The 18,230-nt window shown below is 66.4% G+C and carries 20 protein-coding genes; 19 read left to right on the top strand and 1 reads right to left on the bottom strand.

Translation table 11 applies throughout. The features are described 5' to 3' along the window. Window positions 1-156: 156 nt before the first annotated feature. From cyoA to ACZ9YD_RS05350, 5 genes are read left to right on the top strand one after another with little or no spacing between them, the layout of a single operon-like run. Window positions 157-1,356 carry a ubiquinol oxidase subunit II gene (cyoA, locus tag ACZ9YD_RS05370; protein WP_465074095.1) on the top strand — a complete coding sequence of 400 codons (1,200 nt, stop codon included), beginning with the start codon at window positions 157-159 and terminating at the stop codon, window positions 1,354-1,356. Between the two features lie 45 nt (window positions 1,357-1,401). Next, window positions 1,402-3,414, top strand: coding sequence for a cytochrome o ubiquinol oxidase subunit I (cyoB, locus tag ACZ9YD_RS05365; protein WP_465074094.1), 2,013 nt, complete (start codon window positions 1,402-1,404; stop codon window positions 3,412-3,414). A gap of 2 nt (window positions 3,415-3,416) precedes the next feature. Next, on the top strand, window positions 3,417-4,070 hold the full coding sequence (gene cyoC, locus ACZ9YD_RS05360; protein WP_465074093.1) for a cytochrome o ubiquinol oxidase subunit III: 654 nt from the start codon (window positions 3,417-3,419) through the stop codon (window positions 4,068-4,070). Beyond that, window positions 4,067-4,462 (top strand): cytochrome o ubiquinol oxidase subunit IV, encoded by a 396-nt coding sequence (cyoD, locus tag ACZ9YD_RS05355; RefSeq protein ID WP_465074092.1) that lies wholly within the window; start codon window positions 4,067-4,069, stop codon window positions 4,460-4,462. Before cyoC ends, cyoD begins: the two co-directional genes overlap by 4 nt. 13 nt (window positions 4,463-4,475) lie before the next feature. Continuing rightward, window positions 4,476-5,216, top strand: a complete 741-nt coding sequence (locus ACZ9YD_RS05350; protein ID WP_465074091.1) for an SURF1 family protein — start codon at window positions 4,476-4,478, stop codon at window positions 5,214-5,216. A 376-nt stretch (window positions 5,217-5,592) separates the two neighbouring features. On the opposite strand, the gene ACZ9YD_RS05345 is transcribed toward ACZ9YD_RS05350, so the two are convergent. Continuing rightward, the gene (locus tag ACZ9YD_RS05345; RefSeq protein WP_465074090.1) at window positions 5,593-5,928 is read right to left on the bottom strand and encodes a HesB/IscA family protein; all 336 of its coding nucleotides are present in this window, start codon (window positions 5,926-5,928) and stop codon (window positions 5,593-5,595) included. Between the two features lie 121 nt (window positions 5,929-6,049). On the opposite strand from ACZ9YD_RS05345, the gene asnS reads away from it, so the two are divergent. The 14 genes from asnS to ACZ9YD_RS05275 all read left to right on the top strand — a co-directional run bounded on the left by asnS (window position 6,050) and on the right by ACZ9YD_RS05275 (window position 18,218). Further along, complete coding sequence (asnS, locus tag ACZ9YD_RS05340) at window positions 6,050-7,447, top strand: asparagine--tRNA ligase (protein ID WP_465074089.1); 1,398 nt, start codon at window positions 6,050-6,052, stop codon at window positions 7,445-7,447. A gap of 151 nt (window positions 7,448-7,598) precedes the next feature. Continuing rightward, window positions 7,599-7,901 (top strand): hypothetical protein, encoded by a 303-nt coding sequence (locus tag ACZ9YD_RS05335; RefSeq protein ID WP_465074088.1) that lies wholly within the window; start codon window positions 7,599-7,601, stop codon window positions 7,899-7,901. 16 nt (window positions 7,902-7,917) lie between these two features. Beyond that, on the top strand, window positions 7,918-8,232 hold the full coding sequence (locus ACZ9YD_RS05330; RefSeq protein ID WP_465074087.1) for a hypothetical protein: 315 nt from the start codon (window positions 7,918-7,920) through the stop codon (window positions 8,230-8,232). 27 nt (window positions 8,233-8,259) lie between these two features. Then, window positions 8,260-8,877 (top strand): FMN-binding negative transcriptional regulator, encoded by a 618-nt coding sequence (locus ACZ9YD_RS05325; RefSeq protein ID WP_465074086.1) that lies wholly within the window; start codon window positions 8,260-8,262, stop codon window positions 8,875-8,877. 19 nt (window positions 8,878-8,896) lie between these two features. Continuing rightward, the gene (locus tag ACZ9YD_RS05320; protein ID WP_465074085.1) at window positions 8,897-9,682 is read left to right on the top strand and encodes an SDR family NAD(P)-dependent oxidoreductase; all 786 of its coding nucleotides are present in this window, start codon (window positions 8,897-8,899) and stop codon (window positions 9,680-9,682) included. A gap of 61 nt (window positions 9,683-9,743) precedes the next feature. Then, window positions 9,744-10,553 (top strand): DNA-formamidopyrimidine glycosylase family protein, encoded by an 810-nt coding sequence (locus tag ACZ9YD_RS05315; RefSeq protein WP_465074084.1) that lies wholly within the window; start codon window positions 9,744-9,746, stop codon window positions 10,551-10,553. A 31-nt stretch (window positions 10,554-10,584) separates the two neighbouring features. After that, entirely contained in the window at window positions 10,585-12,012 is a 1,428-nt protein-coding gene (locus ACZ9YD_RS05310; protein ID WP_465074083.1) for an aldehyde dehydrogenase, read from the top strand. A 7-nt stretch (window positions 12,013-12,019) separates the two neighbouring features. Beyond that, entirely contained in the window at window positions 12,020-12,694 is a 675-nt protein-coding gene (gene can / locus ACZ9YD_RS05305; RefSeq protein WP_465074082.1) for a carbonate dehydratase, read from the top strand. Continuing rightward, window positions 12,687-13,223: a RidA family protein gene (locus ACZ9YD_RS05300; RefSeq protein ID WP_465074081.1), complete on the top strand. Its 537-nt coding sequence runs from the start codon at window positions 12,687-12,689 to the stop codon at window positions 13,221-13,223. Before can ends, ACZ9YD_RS05300 begins: the two co-directional genes overlap by 8 nt. Window positions 13,224-13,227: 4 nt before the next feature. Next, entirely contained in the window at window positions 13,228-13,776 is a 549-nt protein-coding gene (locus ACZ9YD_RS05295; protein WP_465074080.1) for a 3-hydroxyanthranilate 3,4-dioxygenase, read from the top strand. Between the two features lie 30 nt (window positions 13,777-13,806). Next, window positions 13,807-14,433: a hypothetical protein gene (locus ACZ9YD_RS05290; protein WP_465074079.1), complete on the top strand. Its 627-nt coding sequence runs from the start codon at window positions 13,807-13,809 to the stop codon at window positions 14,431-14,433. A gap of 56 nt (window positions 14,434-14,489) precedes the next feature. After that, on the top strand, window positions 14,490-15,500 hold the full coding sequence (locus ACZ9YD_RS05285; RefSeq protein WP_465074078.1) for an amidohydrolase family protein: 1,011 nt from the start codon (window positions 14,490-14,492) through the stop codon (window positions 15,498-15,500). Window positions 15,501-15,564: 64 nt separating this feature from the next. Continuing rightward, entirely contained in the window at window positions 15,565-16,842 is a 1,278-nt protein-coding gene (gene kynU, locus ACZ9YD_RS05280; RefSeq protein ID WP_465074077.1) for a kynureninase, read from the top strand. After that, complete coding sequence (locus ACZ9YD_RS05275; RefSeq protein ID WP_465074076.1) at window positions 16,839-18,218, top strand: FAD-dependent oxidoreductase; 1,380 nt, start codon at window positions 16,839-16,841, stop codon at window positions 18,216-18,218. Before kynU ends, ACZ9YD_RS05275 begins: the two co-directional genes overlap by 4 nt. The last annotated feature ends 12 nt before the right edge of the window (window positions 18,219-18,230 follow it).

Genomic DNA, 18,230 nt, shown 5'->3' with positions numbered 1-18,230 from the left:
TGGGGGATAATGCACCGCATTGTGAACCCGAAACCGGCCCGCCAGGCAAGGTGCGCAGCAGCAAGGCCCAGTGCCCCGCTACATCCCCACGCTAATGGCCGCGCCGTAGCGTCTCCGTCAAGTCGTTTTCCTCTCCCGTTGTCGTCGATCCCCCCAATGAAATCCATTCTTCGAGTCTCCGCGCTGCTGTTGGCAGCCACGCTGCTGTCGAGCTGCGACTGGGTCGTCATGGCCCCGGCCGGCGATATCGCCGTCCAGCAGCGCGACCTGATCGTGCTGTCCACGGTCCTGATGCTGCTGATCATCGTGCCGGTGATCTTCCTGACGTTCTTTTTCGCCTGGAAATACCGGGAGTCGAACAAGGACGCGGAATATGCACCCGAATGGCATCACTCCACCCGGCTGGAGCTGGTGATCTGGTCGGCGCCGCTGGCGATCATCCTCGTGCTCGGCACGGTGACCTGGATCGCGACGCACAAGCTCGATCCGTATCGCCCGCTCGACCGCATCGACGCGAACACGCCGCTGCCCGAAGGCGTCGAGCCGCTGGTCGTCGAAGTGGTCGCCATCGACTGGAAGTGGCTGTTCTTCTATCCCGAGCAGGGCATCGCAACGATCAACGAACTCGCTGCGCCGGTGAACACCCCGATCCAGTTCAAGCTCACGTCCTCGTCGATCATGAATTCGTTCTTCGTGCCGGCGCTCGCGGGCCAGATCTACGCGATGCCGGGCATGCAGACCAATCTCAACGCCGTCATCAACAAGGAAGGCGTCTACAAGGGCTTCTCCGGCAACTTCAGCGGTGACGGCTTCTCGCACATGCACTTCAACTTCCACGGCCTGAGCCAGGACGGTTTCGACGCATGGGTGGAGAAGGCGCGCGCCGAAGGCGTGGCGCTGGGCCGCGAGGAATACCTGGTGCTCGAGCGTCCGTCGGAACGAGAGCCGGTGCGCTATTTCAACGATGTCGATCCGGCGCTGTACGAGGCGATCCTCAACATGTGCGTGGCGCCGGGTTCGATGTGTGTGCACGAGATGGCGCATATCGACCGCAGCGGCGGTGGCGGCGTCGACAGCCAGGCGAACTACGATCGCCTGCGCTACGACAACCGGCATGCCGACGAACCGTCCGCTGCGCCTGCAGCGACGTTCCCCGAAGCGGGCCGCGAGGCGCGTGGCGACGAGCCGCAGGGCCACCAGCCGCGCGCCGTGTCGCCGGAAGAAGAGACGCCGGTCCCGACGCCGACCAACGAGGACGACGACGAAGGCGTGAAGCCGATCCCGCCGGGCCAAGAGCCGCAGCAGGAAGGCGCACCCGGCAAGCCGGACAACGACGGCGGCCAGACCGGCCGCTGATTGTCCGCACCGCACCAACGCAATCAAGTACCAGGCAGGAACCTCATGTCCGCACCCCAGGACCAGATCAACTCACCGTGGATCGGGCGACTCTCGCTCGATGCACTGCCGTTCCTCCATGACCCCGTCGTGGGCGTCACTTTCGTCGGCGTCGTGCTGGGCGGTATCGCCCTGCTCTTTCTGCTGACCAAGTACCGCCTGTGGGGATACCTGTGGAAGGAATGGTTCACCAGCATCGACCACAAGAAGATCGGCATCATGTATTGCATCCTCGCAATCGTGATGCTGCTGCGCGGCTTCTCCGATGCGGTGCTGATGCGCGCGCACCAGGCGATGGCGGCGAGCGGCAGCGAGGGCTTCCTGCCACCGCACCACTACGATCAGATCTTCACCGCGCACGGCGTGATCATGATCTTCTTCGTGGCCATGCCGCTGGTGACGGGCCTGATGAACTACGTGGTGCCGCTGCAGATCGGCGCGCGTGACGTCTCGTTCCCGTTCCTCAACAACTTCAGCTTCTGGATGACCACCGCGGGCGCGGTGCTGATCATGATCTCGCTGTTCGTCGGCGAGTTCGCGCGTACCGGCTGGCTGGCGTATCCGCCGCTGTCGGGCGCCGATTACAGTCCGGGCACGGGCATGGACTACTACCTGTGGGGTCTACAGGTGGCGGGTGTCGGTACCACGCTGTCGGGCATCAACCTGATCGTGACCATCGTCAAGATGCGTGCGCCGGGCATGAAGCTCATGCGCATGCCGATCTTCACCTGGACCTCGCTCTGCACCAACATCCTGATCGTTGCCTCGTTCCCGATCCTGACGGCGACGCTCGCGCTGCTGACGATGGACCGTTACGTCGGCACGAACTTCTTCACGAACGATCTCGGTGGCAATCCGATGATGTACGTGAACCTGATCTGGATCTGGGGTCACCCGGAAGTCTATATCCTGATCCTGCCGGCCTTCGGCATCTTCTCCGAGGTCGTCGCGACGTACTGCGGCAAGCGCCTGTTCGGCTACACGTCGATGGTCTACGCGACCGCGGTGATCACGATCCTGTCGTACCTGGTGTGGCTGCACCACTTCTTCACCATGGGCTCGGGCGCGAGCGTCAATGCGTTCTTCGGCATCACGACGATGATCATCTCGATCCCGACGGGCGCGAAGATCTTCAATTGGCTCTTCACGATGTACAAGGGCCGCATCCGCTTCGACGTGCCGATGCTGTGGACGGTCGGCTTCATGTTCACCTTCGTCATCGGTGGCATGACCGGCGTGCTGCTGGCAGTGCCGCCGGCGGACTTCGTGCTGCACAACAGCCTGTTCCTGGTCGCGCACTTCCACAACGTCATCATCGGCGGCGTGGTCTTCGGCCTGTTCGCCGGCATGGTGTACTGGTTCCCGAAGGCCTTCGGCTTCAAGCTCGACGAGTTCTGGGGCAAGGTCTCGTTCTGGTGCTGGCTGGTCGGTTTCTGGCTCGCGTTCACCCCGCTGTACATCATGGGTCTGATGGGTATCACCCGCCGTCTGAGCCAGTTCGAGGACACCTCGCTGTCGCTGTTCTTCATCATCGCGGCGGTCGGCGCAGCGCTGGTGGGCATCGGCATCCTGGCCTTCCTGATGTCGATCGCGGTCGCGGTGAAGAACCGCAAGAAGCTGGTCGACACCACGGGCGATCCGTGGAACGGCCGCACCCTGGAATGGGCGACGTCCTCGCCGCCGCCGAGCTACAACTTCGCGTTCACGCCGGTCATCCACGAGATCGATGCCTGGCATGACATGAAGAAGCACGGCTACCAGCGTCCGACGACCGGCTTCGTGCCGATCCACATGCCCAAGAACACGGGCGCGGGCGTGGTGCTGTCGGCGATCAGCGTGGTCCTGGCCTTCGGCCTGGTGTGGCACATCTGGTGGCTGGCCGGCGTGTCGTTCGTGGGTCTGATCGTCGCGGCGATCTGGCACACCTTCAACTACGACCGCGAGTTCTACATCCCGGCCCAGGAAGTGACGGACACCGAGGATGCGCGCACCCGCGCACTCGCACAGCAGGCGCTCTGAACATGGCACACACGATTCAAACCGAGAGCGGGACCACCGAACGCGTCTATCACGTGATCGAGGATCCGCACGCCCACGACGACGGGCACGAGCACCATCCGGAAACCGGCACCAATCTCGGTTTCTGGATGTACCTGATGAGCGACTGCCTCATCTTCGCGATCCTGTTCGCCGTCCACGCCGTGCTCGGCCGCAACTACGCGGCCGGCCCGTCGCCGGCCGACCTGTTCGACCTGAAGCTGATCCTGGTCGCAACGTTCATGCTGCTGTTCTCGTCGATCACCTACGGGTTCGCGATGCTGAACTCCTACAAGCAGAACGTGCGCGGCACGATCATGTGGCTGCTCGTCACGGGCCTATTCGGCCTGGCGTTCCTGTCCATTGAGCTCTACGAGTTCCATCACCTGGCGCACCTGGGCGCGACCCCGCAGCGCAGTGCATTCCTCTCGTCGTTCTTCACCCTGGTCGGCACGCACGGCCTGCATGTGACCTTCGGCCTGATCTGGCTGGTGACGCTGGTCTTCCAGCTGAAGAAACACGGCCTCACCGCCGCCAACAACCGCCGTCTGATGTGCCTGTCGATGTTCTGGCACTTCCTCGACGTGATCTGGATCGGCGTGTTCTCGTATGTGTATCTGATGGGAGTCGTGGGATGAGCACCGAGATCAACACCCCGGCGCAGCAACACGCCGCCCACGAGTCGGCGCACGATGCGCACGGCCACGGCAGCATGCGCGACTACGTGATCGGCTTCGTCCTGTCGGTCATCCTCACCGTGATCCCGTTCTGGCTGGTCATGGGCGAGGTGCTGGAAAGCCGCGTCTGGACGGTCGCACTCATCATGTTCTTCGGCGCCATCCAGATCGTCGTGCACATGGTCTACTTCCTGCACATGAACCGGAAATCGGAAGGCGGCTGGATCCTGATGTCGCTGCTGTTCACCGGCATCATCATCGTCATCGCGCTGGTGGGCTCGCTGTGGGTCATGTACCACCTCGAAGCCAACATGATGCCGATGTCGCCCGAGCAGATGCGCGTCGCGCCCTGACCCGCGACCGGTCGTGAACGAGGCACCCCGCGCCACCGCACGCCCGGTCATCCGCTGGGCGCTGCTGGTCTTCCTGATCGCCGCCACCGTGGGCTTCATCGCCCTCGGTGTGTGGCAGGTGGAACGCCTGCAGTGGAAGCGCGATCTGATCGCACGCGTCGATGCACGCGTGCACGCGACGCCGGCCCAGTTGCCGGCGGCGTCGTTCCGGTCCGCGCTCGACCCTGCCGAAGACGAATACCGGCGCGTCACGGCGACCGGCCGCCTGCTGCACACGCAGGAAATCGCGGTGTACGCCACGACCGAACGCGGGCCCGGCTACTGGATCATGACCCCGCTGGTGACGGCTGACGGCACCGTCTGGATCAACCGCGGCTACGTCGACAACGCGCATCGCACGCGTGAGACCCGCGCACGGCATGACGAATCGGAGACGGTCAGCGTCACCGGCCTGCTGCGTGTTCCCGAGCAGCACGGCGTGTTCCTGCGCGCGAACGTGCCGGATGAAGACCGCTGGTACACCCGCGCGCCGGCGGAGTTCTCGTCCGCGCGCAATGTCGACGGCGCGGTCGCCCCGTTCTTCATCGACGCCCAGGACCGCATCGACTCCGGCAACTGGCCGGTGCCGGGTCTGACGATGGTGCAGTTCCGCAACAACCACCTCAGCTATGCGCTGACCTGGTTCGGCATGGCGTTGCTCGGTTTGCTGGCGACGGGGTTCGTGTTGCGGAGCGAGTTCCGGCGGAAGCGGTAGGGTTCGGGGTTTTTTGAGGATTCCGATTCGCGCGATTCAGTTCGCTGCGATCGGCGGCCCTCACCCCAACCCCTCTCCCGAAGGGAGAGGGGCTCGGATTGCCGGGGCGCTTCTTGATGTGCGGATCCGCACGCAGATGTAGAACTGCTCGAATCTTGTGGGAGACCTGACGCTTAAGCCCCTGTCCCCCTGGGAGAGGGGTTTGGGTGAGGGCAGCAGGTAGACGCACGCTAGCCGTCCACCGCTTCGAAACGGACACAAAAAATGCGTGTCCGATATCAACTCGAGTACCGTACTACTCCGCCACAGCTAAGCAGGCAGCCCGTATCACCTCAAATCAGTGAAGCGGACGCGCGCCCGCCTCAGCAGCACCCGATTACTTCGTCGGATCCGTCGTGAAACTCTCGCCACACCCACACGCTGCAGCGGCGTTCGGATTGCGGAACACGAATTCCTGATTCAGACCCTTCTGCGCGAAGTCGATCTCGGTGCCGTCGACGATCGGCTGGCTCTGCGCGTCGACATAGATGCGCACGCCTTCGTGCTCGCTGATCGCGTCGCCCGGCTGTTCCTCGCGGGCGATGTCGACGACATAGCCCCAACCCGAACAACCGGTCTTGGTGACGCCGAAGCGCAAACCGAGTGCGTCGGGGCTGGCCGCCAGGAAGCGGCGGGCACGTTCGAGGGCGGCGGGGGCGAGTGCGATGGACATGGCGTGATTGTACTCCCGTGGACCCGAACGCCCGCTGGCGGACGGAGGCGCCGGCGCGCGGGCCGGCTCCGGTAGACTGTGCTGCCGCGTGTTATCGGACCGGATTACCAGGATTCAAGGCATGACCACGATCAGCGTCCAACAGGCCCTTGCCGGGCACATTCCAGAAGGCGGCGACGTCACCGTCCGTGGCTGGGTCCGCACCCGCCGTGATTCAAAGGCGGGGCTGAGCTTCGTCAACGTCAGCGACGGTTCGTGCTTCGCGCCGATCCAGGTTGTCGCGCCGGACGCGCTGGGCAATTACGAATCCGAGATCAAGCGTCTGACCGCCGGCTGCTCGGTCATCGCCACCGGCACGCTGGTGAAGTCGCAGGGCCAGGGCCAGAGCTTCGAAATCCAAGCGCAGTCGCTGGAAGTCGTTGGCTGGGTCGAGGATCCGGAAACCTATCCGATCCAGCCCAAGGCGCATTCGCTGGAGTTCCTGCGCGAGGTCGCGCATCTGCGCCCGCGCACCAACCTGTTCGGTGCGGTCACGCGCATCCGCCATTGCCTGGCGCAGGCCGCACACCGGTATTTCCACGAGAACGGCTACTACTGGATCAACACGCCGATCGTGACCACGTCCGACGCCGAAGGCGCGGGCCAGATGTTCCGCATCTCGACACTGGATCTGGCGAACCTGCCGATGCGCGAGGGCAAGGTCGATTTCAGCCGCGACTTCTTCGGCAAGGAAACCTTCCTGACGGTGTCCGGCCAGCTCAACGTCGAGGCCTACTGCCTGGCGATGAGCAAGGTCTACACCTTCGGACCGACCTTCCGCGCCGAGAACAGCCACACCACGCGCCACTTGGCCGAGTTCTGGATGATCGAGCCGGAGATCGCGTTCGCCGATCTCGCCGAGAACGCGCGCATCTCCGAGGAGTTCCTCAAGTACCTGTTCCGCGCGGTGCTCGACGAGCGCGCAGACGACATGGCCTTCATTGCCGAGCGCGTGCAGAAGGATGCGATCACGCGCCTGGAAGCCTTCGTCAATGCGCCGTTCGAGCGCATCGAATACACCGACGCGGTCGAGCTGCTGCGCAAGTCCGGTCACAAGTTCGAGTTCCCGGTGGAATGGGGCCTGGACCTGCAGACCGAACACGAGCGCTGGCTGACCGAGCAGCACGTTGGCCGTCCGGTCGTGGTGACCAACTATCCCGAGCACATCAAGGCGTTCTACATGCGCCTCAACGACGATGGCAAAACCGTCGCCGCGATGGACGTGCTGGCGCCGGGTATCGGCGAGATCATCGGCGGCGCGCAGCGCGAGGAACGTCTCGACGTGCTCGATGCGCGCATGGACCAGTTCGGCCTCGATCGCGAGCACTACAGCTGGTACCGCGATTTCCGTCGCTACGGCACTGTGCCGCACGCCGGCTTCGGTCTCGGCTTCGAACGCCTGATCGTCTACATCTGCGGGCTGTCGAACATCCGCGACGCAATTCCGTATCCGCGCGCCCCGGGACAGGCGGAGTACTGAGGATTCAGGAGACGGGAATGGCGATTCGTAGAAGCAGTTCGTCTCACGGCCCGCGCACTTGCCGCGTACGCGGTCGACGCGCGTGCTCGCGAATCGCGAACCCCGCTACTCGACGGACGCACGTCCAGTCCCATCGAATCCCGGCGTTCGAATGACCCTCTTCCTCGCCCTGTGTTTCTTCGGCGTCGCGATCGGCGGGTTCACCGCGTTCGTGATCTTCTGGCCGCTGTCGCTGGTGCATCTGCGCGATCGCCATCCGGACGTGCACCGCCGCTTCGGCGAAAACGCGTTCGTGCAGCCGGCCGCGCTGCGTTGGTTGCTGGGCGGCGGCTATTACGAAGTGCCTGACCGGCAGTTCACGGGCCTGGCGACGCCGGCCCGCATTTCCCTGATGGTGATCCTCGGCGCGCTCACCGCTTCGGCGGTGTTGTGGCTGTGGTCGATCGCCCCCTGACCCGGAGTTCCGCTTCATGCCCCACCCGCACATGACCCACGACCAGTGGTGGTTGGCGTCGATTGGCCGCACCGTGATCTGGGCGCGCCTGCGCGTGCTCGATGCCGGCGTCGCCGAAGTGCTCGACAGCGATGGCAACACGCTGGTCTACGACAGCGAGGACACCGCGCGCGGCATGCTGCTCGACGCCGAATTCGTCGAATGGGACGGCCTCGATCCGGAAGACGCGCTCGAGCGCGGCTTTTCGATCGACGAGATCGCGCCGCCGCAGGCCGACGACGACGCGCAACTGCGCGACCGCATGGTGCAGTCGCTCGGCAAGCGCGCCTGAACCCGCAGACCTGACACGCGGCAGACGATGTACACGCCCCGCGCCTTCGCCGTCGACGACCTGCAGTCGCTGGACGCGCTGTTCGCGCGCGATGCCTTCGTCACGCTGGTGACGACCGGCGCCGATGGCGCGCCGCTCGCCAGCCAGTTGCCGGTGCTGTACCGGCGCGACGGCGACACGCTGCACGTGGAAGGCCATTGGGCGCGGCCGAATCCACAGGCATCGCACGACGGTCCGGCGCTGATGATCGTCCACGGCCCGCACGTCTACGTGTCGCCGGGCTGGTATCCGGACAAGATCGAAGCCTCGCGCGTGCCGACCTGGAACTACGCCACCGCGCATCTGCGCGGCCGGCTCGAACGCTTCGACGACGAGGCCGCACTGGCGGATCTGGTCGCGCGCACCAGCGATGTCTTCGAGGCCCGCGCCGGTGGTGACTGGCGCTTCGAACCCGAGGACGACCGTCAGCGCCGACAGCTGCGCGGGATCGTAGGCTTCCGCTTCCATGTCGACGCCGTCGAGATCAAGCACAAGCTCAGCCAGAACCATCCCGCCGCCAATCGCAGCGCGGTCGCCGATGCGCTGTCGGCCGGTGACACGAATGCCCGCGAGATCGCCGCGATGATGCGCGCGATCGCATCCTGATTCCGCACCGGAGCCCCGCATGGACCTCGATCTCACCGGCCGCCACGCCCTCGTCTGCGGCGCCTCCGAAGGCATCGGCTGTGCCACCGCGCACGAACTCGCCCAGCTCGGCGCACATGTGACCGTGCTCGCGCGCCGCGCGGATGCACTGCAGGCCGTCGTCGATGCGCTGCCCACCGCGCATGGCCAGACGCATCACGCGCTCGCCGTCGACATGGACGATTCCGCCGCGTTGCAGGCCGCCATCGCCACGCACGTCACCGCGTATCCGGTGCAGATCCTGGTCAACAACACTGGAGGACCGGCCGGCGGCACCGCGCACGAAGCGCCACTTGATGCATTCGAAGCCGCATTCCGTCGTCATCTGATCGGCGGCCAGGTACTGGTGCAGGCCGTGCTGCCCGCGATGCGCGCTGCAAAATGGGGCCGCATCGTCAACGTGGTCTCGACCTCGGTGCGCGAACCCATCGCGGGCCTGGGTGTGTCGAACACGGTGCGCGGCGCGGTCGCCAGCTGGGCCAAAACGCTGTCGCGCGAACTGGCGCCCGACGGCATCACCGTCAACAACGTGCTGCCCGGCTACACCCGCACCGGCCGCATCGACCAGGTCGTGGCGGATCGCATCCGCCGCACCGGCCAGGACGAGGATGCGGTGCTCGCGTCGATGCGCGCCAGCGTGCCCGCAGGCCGCTTCGCGGAAGCATCGGAGACCGCAGGCGTCATCGCGTTCCTGTGTGCGCCGGCCGCGGCCTACGTCACCGGCGTGAGTCTGCCGGTCGATGGCGGGCGAATGGCATCGATCTGATCGGCGCACGCGCTTCGCGAATGTCACGACGCCGCGACGCGTCCATTGCTTCGATGTGTCGATGCCCGAAGGCCCCGAAACCCACGCACTCGCCGATCGCCTGTCGACCCTGTTCGTCGACGAGACACTGACGCATGTGCGCTTCATCGATCCCACGCTGCAGCGCCGGCGCGGCCTGCTCGAAGGCCAGCGCGTGCTCGCAGTGGAGGCGCGCGGCAAGGCACTGCTGACCGCCGTCGAAGACGGCTGGACGCTGTACACGCACAGCCATCTGTTCGGTTTCTGGCGTTTCGTCGAAGACCTCGAGGCCGTGCCCGACGGCGCGCCGCCGCGGCTGGTGCTGGCGACCGTGCGCGGTGTCGCCGCGCTGTACGCCGCGCCGTCGATCTCGCTGTGGCGTACCGATGATCTCGGCGCGCAGCCGTATCTGTCGAAGCTCGGTCCGGACGTGCTCGACCCCGCGGTCGACGCCAAGGCGTTGCTCGCGCACATGCGCACGCCCCGCTTCGCCCGGCGCACGCTGGCCGTGCTGCTGCTCGACCAGGGATTCGCGGCCGGCATGGGCAACTACCTGCGCTCGGAAGTGCTCTTCAAAGCGAAGCTGTCGCCGCACCGGCTGCTGCAGGACCTCACGACCGGCGAGCGTCGCCGACTCGCCAATGCGCTGCTCGACGTCCCGCGGCGCGCGTATCGCGCCAAGCACGACGACGCGCTGCCGCCCGGCAAGGACTACCTCGCGAAAACCCGCGCGCAGTTCGGCTTCGAAGTGTTCGAGCGCAAGGGCGATCCCTGCCCGCGCGGCGACGGCCGGATCGTCGAGGCACGTCTGGCCGGGCGCCGCCTGTACTGGTGCAAGGGCTGCCAGACCTGAGCCGCCTTGACGCCTCGGGTAAGCTGGCGACATGCAACGGCTGACGCACTGGATCGATGGCGCTGCGCGCGCACCCGGCCGGGATCACTGGCTGCCGGTGCACGAGCCGGCGACCGGCCGCGTTTATGCCGAAGTCGCTGCCGGTGACGCCGCCGATATCGAGGCCGCGATCACCGCCGCCGCCCGCGCCGCGCCTGCCTGGGCCGCATTGCCGAACAGCGCACGTTCGGCCTGGCTCGAGAAGCTCGCCTCGGCGCTCGAGGCCCGGATCGACGACGTCGCCCATGCTGAAGCGCGCGACGGCGGCAAGCCGTTCGCCCTCTCCCGCGGCGCTGAAATTCCACGCGCGGTCGCCAACCTGCGTTTCTTCGCACATGCGGCCACGCAGTTCGCCAGCGAATCGCATCACGGCGAGGCCGGCCTGAATTACACGCTGCGCGCGCCGCTGGGCGTGGTCGCGGCGATCTCGCCGTGGAACCTGCCGCTGTATCTGTTCACCTGGAAGATCGCGCCCGCGCTCGCGGCCGGCAATACGGTGGTCGCCAAACCGTCCGAGATCACGCCCGTCAGCGCGTCGCTGCTCGCGGCACTGTCGGGCGAGATCGGTCTGCCACCGGGCGTGCTCAATGTCGTGCACGGCACGGGCGCGGATGTCGGCGATGCGTTGATCGACGATCCGCGCGTGCGCGCGGTGTCGTTCACCGGCAGCACCGCCGTGGGCCGTCGCATCGGCGCGCGCACCGGTGCGCAGCTGAAAAAAGCCTCGCTCGAACTCGGTGGCAAGAACGCGACGCTGGTGTTCGCCGACAGCGACTGGGAATCGCAGCTCGCCACGCTGGTGCGCTCGGCGTTCCAGAACGCCGGGCAGATCTGCCTGTGCGGTTCGCGGATTCTCGTCGAGCGCGGCATCTACGCATCATTCCGCGAACGCTTCGTCGCCGAGGTGTTGGCGCTGCAGGTCGGCGATCCGATGGATCCCGACGCACGCATGGGCCCGCTGGTGTCGCAGGCGCACCACGACAAGGTGCTCGCCGCAATCACGCGCGCCCGCGATGAAGGCGGCCGCGTGCTGTGCGGCGGCCATGCGCTGGAGCGGCCGGGCTGGTTCATCGCCCCGACCGTCATCGACGGTCTCGGGCCGGACTGCGCGACCAACCGCGAGGAAATCTTCGGGCCGGTCGTCACACTGCAGCCCTTCGACGACGACGCGCACGCACTCGCGCTGGCGAATGCCGGCGACTACGGGCTGTCGGCCGCTCTCTGGACGCGCGATCTGACCCGCGCGCACCGCCTCGCCGCGGCGCTGCACGTGGGCATGGTCTGGATCAACACCTGGCTGATGCGCGATCTCCGCACGCCCTTCGGCGGCACCGGCGCGTCCGGTCTCGGCCGCGAGGGCGGAATGGAGGCGATGCGTTTTTTCACCGAGCCGAAGAATATCGGCCTGTCTCTGGAATAATCGCGCCATGGGCGAACTCGACAACCTCCTCCGCAGCAACCGTGACTGGGCCGAACGCGTTCTGCGCGACGACCCGGAATTCTTCCACCGCCTGGAGAACCAGCAGGCACCGAAGTACCTGTGGATCGGGTGTTCCGATTCGCGCGTGCCGGCCAACCAGATCCTCGGCCTCGATCCGGGCGAAGTCTTCGTCCACCGCAACATCGCCAACGTGCTGTCGCACGGCGACCTCAATGCGCTGTCGGTGATCCAGTTCGCCGTCGACGTGCTCAAGGTCGAGCACATCCTGCTGGTCGGCCATTACGGCTGCGGCGGCGTGCATGCGGCCTTGACCGGTGCCCGTGTGGGTCTGGTCGACAACTGGCTGCGCCATGTGTCCGACGTGGCGCACAAGCATGCCGATCTGCTGGACTCGGTCGAGGACATCAACCTGCGCCACGCACGGCTGTGCGAACTCAACGCCATCGAACAGGCGCTCAATGTCTGCCAGACCACCGTCGTTCGCGACGCCTGGGCGCGGGGACAGGAAGTGTCCGTGCATGGCTGGGTGTATGCCGTGGGCGATGGCCGTGTGCGCGAACTCGGCATGTGCGTGACTGCGCACGAGCAGATCGCCCCGGCCTATCAGGCCGCAGTGGCCGATGTCGCGCGCGTCGCCGCCCACGGCCGGCGCGATGGCTGAGGTCATCCAGGCCAGCGCCGCACCGCGACCGGTCGGCCGCTATCCGCATGCGCGCCGGGCCGGCGGCCTGCTGTTCCTGTCGGGCATCGGCCCGCGTGACCCGTCCACCGATTCTGTACCCGGCAACGTGCTCGATGCCGATGGCCGCGTGATCGCACACGACATCGCCGCGCAGACGCACGCGGTCTTCGCCAACGTGCGCGCGGTGCTCGAGGCCAGCGGCGCACGCTGGGAAGATCTCGTCGACGTGACCGTGTATCTGACCGACATGGCCGGAGACTTCGCCGGCTACAACGCGGTCTGGGCCAAGCATTTCCCCGATTCCGCCACCGCGCCCTGCCGCACGACGCTGGGCATCGACGCGTTGCCGACGCCGATCGCGATCGAATTGAAGTGCGTTGCGGGCGCAGACCGCGCGCCACCGATGCCCCTCGCCCGCACCGCGGGAGAGGGGGAGACCATCGGCGGAGCCGATGGTGGGGTGAGGGCAGCGGACGCCGGCCATCTGCCACACGTGCGAAAGGAGTGAACCCATGATCCCCGGACCGCTGAACTTCCAGAAGTGGATCGACGCGCACCGCCATCTGCTCAAGCCGCCGGTCGGCAACAAATGCATCTACGACGGCGACTTCATCGTCATGGTGGTCGGCGGGCCGAACGCGCGCACCGACTATCACTGGGAAGAAGGCCCGGAATGGTTCCACCAGCTCGAAGGCGAGATGGTGCTGCGTATCCAGGAAGACGGACAGGTGCGCGACGTTCCGATTCGCGCCGGCGAGACCTTCCTGTTGCCGCCGAAGGTGCCGCATTCGCCGCAGCGCGGACCCGATTCGATCGGTCTGGTCATCGAGCGCAAGCGCCTGCCGCACGAACAGGACGGCCTGCTCTGGTTCTGCGAACGCTGCAATCACAGACTGTTCGAGCAGTACTTCCATCTGCACGACATCGAACAGGATTTCCCGCCTGTATTCGATTTGTTCTACGGCTCGACCGAGCACCGCACCTGTGAGTCCTGCGGCCATCTCAATCCACGCCCTGCCCGCTACGATCCCGACCCGGACTCGCTGGCCGACATCACCTGAGTCCCGCACATCCAAGGAATGGAGACCGCCATGCGAACGCCTCTGCTGATTCTGTTGCTGTCCTGCCTGCTCGCCACGATCGCGCCGCTGCATGCGCAGGTCACCGACAACGCTGAGATGGCTGCGCTGTACGACGCTGACCAGAAAGCACGCACCGACGGCGCGGAGATCGACTGGGCCGTGGTGGCCAAAGAAGACGCCACACGACGCGCGCGTGTCCTTGCGCTGATGCGCGACGGCGCGCTGCGCAGCGCAGAGGACCACTTCCGTGCGGCGATGGTGTTCCAGCACGGCAGCATGCTCGCGGATTACCGTATTGCGCATGCGCTGGCGACGCTGGCATCGGCGCTTGATCCCGATCGCGCGAATTACCGATGGCTCATCGCTGCATCGTGGGACCGGATGATGACCGTGCAACTGCAGCCGCAGTGGTACGGCACACAGTTCCACGGCAGCGACGCCGGCATGTTTCTGTACCCGGTGGCCGAAGATGCGGTCGACGACGCCGAGCGTGCGCGCATGGGCGTGCCCTCGTTGGCCGAGGCCCGCGCGAATGTCAGCACTATGGCGGCGTCGAGCGGTCAGCCGGTTCGGCCCGATCCGCCCACGATCGAACAGCTGCGACGCGAGCGCGCCCGCCCGGCCAATGCCCCCTGAACCCGCTGTGCGCCTGCCGCGTGATCGGCGCAGGCCGGTCGTCTAGGATGACGACCATGCTGAAGATCGACATCCACGCCCACACTCTGCCCCGCGACTGGCCGGATCTGGCATCGAAGTACGGGGAGGCGCGGTTTCCGGTCATCCACCACACCGACGACGGCCGCCACCGCATCTACAAGGACGGCCGCTTCTTCCGCGAGATCTGGTCCAAGACCTGGAACGCGCAGGAACGCATCGACGACTACGCGCGCTTCGACGTGCAGGTGCAGGTGATCAGCACAGTGCCGGTGATGTTCAGCTACTGGGCGAAGCCGGCGCACGCGCTGGAACTGCACCAGTCGCTCAACGACCACATGGCGTCGACCGTGGCCGCGCATCCGCGTCACTACGCCGGCATCGGCACGGTGCCGATGCAGTCGCCGCGACTGGCGATCCAGGAACTCGAGCGCTGCGTCGACCAGCTCGGCCTGCAGGGCGTGCAGATCGGCAGCCACATCGGCGACTGGAATCTCGATGCGCCGGAGCTGTTCCCGTTCTTCGAGGCCGCGGCCGACCTGGGCGCGGCGATCCTCGTGCATCCCTGGGACATGATGGGCAGCGAATCGATGCCCAAATACTGGCTGCCCTGGCTGGTGGGCATGCCGGCCGAACAGTCGCGCGCGGCGTGCTGCCTGATCTTCGGCGGCGTGCTGCAGCGTCTGCCGAAACTCAAGATCTGCATGGCGCATGGCGGCGGGAGCTTCCCGTACACGATCGGCCGCATCGAACACGGCTTCAATATGCGGCCCGACCTCGTCGCCACCGACAATCCACACAATCCGCGCGGCTATCTCAAGCAGCTGTATTTCGATTCCTGGGTGGCCGATCCGCGTGCGCTGCAATATCTGATCGATACCTGCGGCGCGGACCGCGTGATGCTCGGCACCGATTACCCGTTCCCGCTCGGCGAACAGGTGCCCGGTGCCGGCATCGAGGAAATCCCGCTCGACGACGCCGCACGGGCGCGCCTGTATCACGGCACCGCGCTCGAGTGGCTGGGCCTGTCGGCCAGTCGCTTTGCGTGATCGCGACGCACCCTCCCCTTCTCCTGCGTCGCGCATCAGCGCGACCTTCGACCGAACGAAGTCCATGACCGATCCGCACACGCTGTTCTCCGACGATTACGCCGCCTCCGCCGACGCCGCCGATCCGTTGCTGCGCTTCCGCGCACAGTTCCATCTGCCGCGCTTCGGCGACGTGGAGCAGGCCTATTTCGTCGGAAATTCGCTGGGGCTGCAGCCGCGCGGCGTACGTGCGCAGGTCGAGGACGTCCTCGACAAGTGGGCGATGGAAGCGGTCGAAGGCCATTTCCGCGGCAACTCGCAATGGATGACCTACCACGGACTCGTGGGTGCGCAGCTGGCGGAGATCGTTGGCGCGCAGCCCGAAGAAGTGGTGGCGATGAACTCGCTGACCGCGAACCTGCATTTCCTGATGGTGGGCTTCTACCGCCCGACCGCCGAGCGTCCGGCGATCCTGATGGAGGCCGGCGCGTTTCCGTCCGATCGCTACGCACTCGAATCGCAGGTGCGCTTTCACGGCTTCGACCCCGACAGCGATCTGATCGAAGTGCAGCCCGGCGCCGGCGGTCTGTTCGGCATGGACGCGATCGCTGCGGCTATCGCAGAACACGGCCATCGCGTCGCGCTGGTGTTGTGGCCGGGCGTGCAGTACCGCACCGGCGAGGCCTTCGACCTTGCGGAGATCGTGCGGCTCGGTCAAGCGGCAGGCGCTGTTGTCGGTTTCGACCTTGCGCATGCGGCCGGCAACCTGCCGCTGCACCTGCATGACAGCAATGCCGACTTCGCCGTGTGGTGCCACTACAAGTACCTCAACAGCGGACCGGGCGCAGTCGCCGGTGCGTTCGTGCATGTGCGCCACGCGACGACCGATCGTCCGCGATTCGCCGGCTGGTGGGGCCACGACGCAGCCACGCGCTTTCGCATGGGTCCGGATTTCCAGCCCACGCCCGGCGCCGAAGGCTGGCAACTCAGCAATCCGCCGATCCTGGGCCTCGCGCCGCTGCGCGCGTCGTTGGACCTGTTCACCGAAGCCGGCATGCCTGCGCTGCGCGCGAAGTCGGAAACGCTGACCGGTTATCTGGACACATTGATCCGCAGCCAACTCGACGACGTGCTCGACATCGTCACGCCGCAGGACGCCGCGCGTCGCGGTGCGCAACTGTCGCTCCGCGTGCGCGGTGGACGCGAGCAGGGCCGCGCGTTGTTCGAATACCTGTCCGACAACGGCGTGCTCGGCGACTGGCGCGAGCCCGACGTGATCCGCATCTCGCCCGCGCCGCTCTACAACACCCACGCCGATGTGCTGCGCTTCGTGCGCAGCGTGGTCCGGTGGCGCGACGCGTGACCGCACCCGTACGCCACCTGACGATCATCGGCGCGGGCCTGGCCGGCGCCCTGCTCGGCATCCTGCTGCGGCAACGCGGCTGGGACGTGGATCTGTACGAGAAGCGCGGCGACCCGCGCGTGCAGGGTTACGGCGGTGGACGTTCGATCAACCTGGCGCTGGCCGAACGCGGCCGGCATGCGCTGCGCGCCGCCGATGCCGACGACGCGGTGATGCACCACGCGATCATGATGCGCGGTCGCATGGTCCACGTCGGCGACACCGAACCGGTGCTGCAGCGCTACGGCCGCGACGACGACGAAGTCATCTGGTCGGTGCATCGCGGCGATCTCAACATCGTGCTGCTGGATCTGGCGGAGGCCGCGGGTGCGCGGCTGCATTTCAATGCCGGGCTGGATGCGGTGAACTTCGAATCGCGGCGTGCGGTGTTCCGCGATCCGCGCGACGACAGCACGCGCGAAGTCCAGTTCGAAGCGCTGGTCGGTGCCGACGGCGCGGGCTCTGCCCTGCGTGGCGCGATGCATCGCGTGCGCGATCTGGGGCAGCGCAGCGACTTCCTCGACCACGGCTACAAGGAACTCGAGATTCCGCCGCGTGCCGATGGCGGTTTCCGCATCGAGCCCAATGCGCTGCACATCTGGCCGCGCGGGCACTACATGTGCATCGCGCTGCCCAATGACGAAAAGACCTTCACCGTCACCCTGTTCCTGCCACACCACGCCGGCACCGACGGCGGTCCCGCGTTCGACCACCTGGGCGACGTGGATGCGGCGCGCGCGTTCTTCGAGCGCGACTTTCCGTCCGCGCTGGCGCTGATTCCGGCGTTCGACCGCGACTGGGCCGCGAATCCCGTCGGTCAGCTGGCCACGCTGTATCTCGACCGCTGGCATCTCGACGGCCGCGCGGTGCTGCTGGGCGATGCCGCCCACGCGATGGTGCCCTTCCACGGCCAGGGCATGAATTGCGCATTCGAGGACTGTGTGGCGCTGGCCCGGCAGCTCGATGCGCACGCCGATCTCGCGACCGCGTTCGCCGCGTTCGAGGCCGAACGCAAGCCCGACGCCGCGGCGATCCAGCGCATGGCGCTCGACAACTATCTGGAGATGCGCGACCGGGTCGACGATGCCGATTATCTACTGCAGCGCGAACTCGAACTCGCGCTGCAGGACCGCCACCCCGGCCGCTTCGTGCCGCATTACGCCATGGTCACCTTCATGCGCATTCCCTACTCGCTGGCGATGGCGCGCACCGATCTCCAGCGCGGCATTCTCGAACGCGCGACTGCGGGGCATGCGTCGCTGTCGACGCTCGACTGGGACGCGATCGACGCCGAAGTCCTCGACCTGCTGACGCCACTGGCGGATGTGCCTGCGTGATCGGCAGCTTTC

The sequence above is a fragment of the Luteimonas sp. AC640a genome (assembly GCF_979256585.1).
This window is presented reverse-complemented; position numbering and strand designations above follow the sequence as displayed.